This is a genomic window from Arsenicibacter rosenii, assembly GCF_001870735.1.
In the GTDB taxonomy this organism is placed as follows: Bacteria; Bacteroidota; Bacteroidia; order Cytophagales; family Spirosomataceae; genus Arsenicibacter; species Arsenicibacter rosenii.
This window is the reverse complement of sequence record NZ_MORL01000109.1, coordinates 1-2061: the sequence shown is the minus strand read 5'-3', so window position 1 is coordinate 2061 and position 2061 is coordinate 1. Positions and strand designations below refer to the sequence as shown.

The window sequence follows — 2061 nt, the reverse complement described above, 5'->3', positions numbered from 1 at the left end:
TTGACCAGACACTGGCTCAGATTATCAACTGTACGTTTTCCGGAAACCGGGCTGTGGGCGATGGCAATGGCGGAGCAATCTTCAACTATGTTTCTTCCGGTATTCTGCTTCAGAACTCTATTATCTGGGGAAATGATGCCGTCATCCGAAATCCGGAATTTGAAAATACGTCTGACTTTATACTTGTAAACACCTTAGTTAAAGGAATTAACCCGGGAGGGACTAACCCTGACGGTACGAATCCGGCCAACGATCCGCTGTTTACGGCACAGCCAACACCCGGCCTTACCACATCCGGCGATTTACAATTACGGCTGTGTTCGCCGGCCATCAATGCCGGAAGCCCCGCTACAACAACCGCCGTTACGGGTGCAACCGATCTGGCAGGCCAACCGCGCATTTTCGGCAACCGGATTGATTTAGGCGCTTATGAAGTGCAAAGCGCTCCGGTATCGCTTTCGCTGGCATTAGCCACTCCGGCCGGAACAACCCTGAGTTGTTCCGCGGCCGCATTGCCGGTAAATGCCGTAGCGACCGGCGGCAGCAATTTTACGTATACATTTACCGGCAGTGGCTTACCGGGAACTCCCTCAACAACCGCCTCTGCAACAGTCAGTAATGCCGGAACGTTTACGGTTGCCAGCCAAAACGCCGAAGGCTGCGTGGTTTCGGGTACCGTAACGGTAACAGGATCCAGTACGCCGGTCGGAGCGGTTACCATCAGCAGTCTGACGGGTAATATCGGTTGCGGATCGAATCAGGTTGCGTTTAATGCCTCATCCGGTGGCGCGAATCAATATGTTGTCATGCCCGGAAATCTGTCAGCAACATCCGGTTCATTTACCTTGACAACTGCGGGGACCTATACCGTTAGCGCGGGGAACGGTGTGAGCGGTTGCGAACAAAAAGGGATTGTGTCGATTCCGCAGGGCACCAATGCCGTAGCCGGCCCGATTTTGTTTTCCGGTCAGGCTTCCGGCGCCAATCCGGGCAAACTGTCGGCCACGGGAACAGGGTCGCTTTTTGTCTTTACAGGCCCTAACGGGTTTGTATTTTCGACCGTGCATCGAACCTCTGGGAGTTATAGTGTTACCGCCAATGGGGTTACCACTCCGGGCGTCTATACGCTGACGGTATACGGCACAGCAGGTTGCCCGCCGGTCAGCAGCAATGTAACCGTGAATTAGACATTATTTTTGGCTGATCAAAAAAGCACTTCACCGGGAAAGGTGAGGTGCTTTTTCATACCACCTTACAAAACAGATGTAGTTGATCTTTTAAACCTGTAGCAGGCAAATGGGACATTTTGTCCCATTTGCCTAAATGTCCTTTGAAAGTACTGCCTTCAGCTGACGGACACACGATGCGATTTCATCAAGGAGGGCAATGTCCTGGTCAGAAGGTTCTGAAATCTGCATTACGAGGGTTTTAAGTTTGCTTCTGAGCAAGGCCGGTTTTGCCGGTTTATCGGATGAGGCTGCTCGTCCGGATGTAGTAATGGCGGTGCCAGGTACAGGAGCTGCTACAGGCGGCAAACTTGCAACCAGGTCGTCCAGCGTACTGACGCTACTATCTGGCCGATTCGTTTTTCCTAACTGCTGAATGGCCGATTTATTGATGCTTACCTGACCGGCCAGAAACTGTGCCTTTAAATCCGGGGCTAACTTATCAACCCCTGCTGAAAATTCAGCATCGCGTTTAATCGTCTTTTCATTGACGTTGTATTGTTTAGCCAGTCGCTGAGCCGTGGATCGGGAAGATTTTCCGGCCCCCACGGTTGTTGCAGATGCAGAGTCGGTATCCGCAGGAGCAAATGGGACATTTTGTCCTTTATGCCCGCTCCGGTCATAATGTCCTCTGGCTTTCTTTTCGTCGCGGTACCGAAGCCCGCGTAAATACGCTGTCTGCTCCGGATTAAGGTTACGACGGCCAAGCTGATTTTCAATCATAAACGTACGCACTTCATCCATAGTCGGGAATGAGCGCAGATTCATGCGAAAGTCAAGTCCGTGTCTCTGGCAAATGGAATACCGGTTATGGCCGTCGATAAGCACATAGGCC

At 51.8% G+C, this 2061-nt stretch carries 1 protein-coding gene and 1 pseudogene; one reads left to right on the top strand and one right to left on the bottom strand.

What is annotated here, in order from left to right:
* On the top strand, positions 1-1187 hold a 1187-nt coding region (locus tag BLX24_RS33045), incomplete at its 5' end, for a choice-of-anchor Q domain-containing protein (RefSeq protein ID WP_177225972.1).
* Positions 1188-1319: 132 nt separating this feature from the next.
* Here the strand turns inward: BLX24_RS33045 and BLX24_RS33040 are convergent.
* Positions 1320-2061, bottom strand: a pseudogene (locus tag BLX24_RS33040) (hypothetical protein); the annotation flags it as partial.